The following is a 1275-nucleotide window of genomic DNA, read 5'->3' on the forward strand; positions in this document are numbered from 1 at the left end:
TGATTGAAAGATCAACTTCACCAACGTGGCATAGAATCCTTTGACGCAGTGCAAGTGCTTGAAGATCTGTACAATTATGTCGCATCGTTTCTTCAGCATAAGCCCCACCATCAATATAGTGAAAAAGAAAGGGAGGAAGACGACGCTTTGCTGCCTTACGATAATCAAGTGTTGAAGAAATAATCATTGATGGCACCATTATTCCTAAATGAAAAGAGAAAACATCCTAAAACGCATAAAAGCGAATCCATGTACCTACCTATTCGCTATTCTCCCAAAGCACTCTATTGAATAGATAGAAGCAACAGAGACTGCAACTTTCTAAAAAAACTAATTGATAAAAACAACGTCTTTATTGCTCTTATCCAAATTTAAAATCTCACAGTATGAAGTATCATTAATAACGTATCTACTCATATATTCTTCATGTGCAATTAAAATGTTATACTCTCTTTAAAGCAATCCCTCTTCGAAAGCGATTGCTCCGTAGCTTAATTAGTTATAATTTAAAGTCGCGTCTCTCCCCAAAGATCCTTACATTATCAGTTATTAAGAATATAGAGTGTCATTAAGTATAAATCATCCCCCCCCAAAAGATGAAAAAATCCTTTATTAATACTGGAAATAAAGCTGTCGCATACATGCAGAAATCTTCGTATATCAATATTCAAAATTGAGATATTTTACTTATTCATAAAAGTTTATAAAAATATATAGTGCCTAATGCACATAAAGCATAAAAACTTTTAATGTTCATACCAATAGAAACTATTCATATTTAATTGAATAATTCTCTAGCAATATTATATCTTGAGGCTATAAATGAGTTACTAAAATTAGAACAATGTTTATTGAAAATAATTGTTACTAAACTGGAGTAAAAATTTATTTATTAGCTCTATTGAATTTTAGTAACCTATTGATTTATTATAATAGTAAATATGAATAACATATTGAATATAGTAAATTTCTTTCATTGTAAATTTTGTCATGATGAAATAATCAAAACTATTCTTTTGCACAATCATAAATGGAGTTCGTATAGATAGAATCTCTTGAAAAAAGAAATAAAAATGCCTCTCATATCCTCTCAAATACAAAGCCCTAATCTTGGAAAATGCATGGCGCCGGTTTTTTAAAGAACAAAAACTTTTCTTTTATTCACAATATATTTCCTGCGTACATGTTATCAAAATTTGTGGTTTCCAACTCATTTAAAATGCTTAGACAACTTTAAACCCTGTGCTTGATAATGTGATCCAACATCATGTCCAT

Annotated in this window: 2 protein-coding genes; both read right to left on the bottom strand. The window is 30.1% G+C overall.

Annotated elements, in window-relative coordinates:
• Nucleotides 1–187: alpha-hydroxy-acid oxidizing protein (locus ACFIO3_RS13295; RefSeq protein WP_375704614.1), on the bottom strand; the 187-nt coding region annotated here is incomplete at its 3' end.
• Nucleotides 188–1210: 1023 nt separating this feature from the next.
• The coding region (locus ACFIO3_RS13300; protein WP_375704603.1) for a hypothetical protein at nt 1211–1275 on the bottom strand (65 nt) is incomplete at its 5' end.

The sequence above is a fragment of the Bartonella sp. AD328YNZD genome, assembly GCF_042196425.1.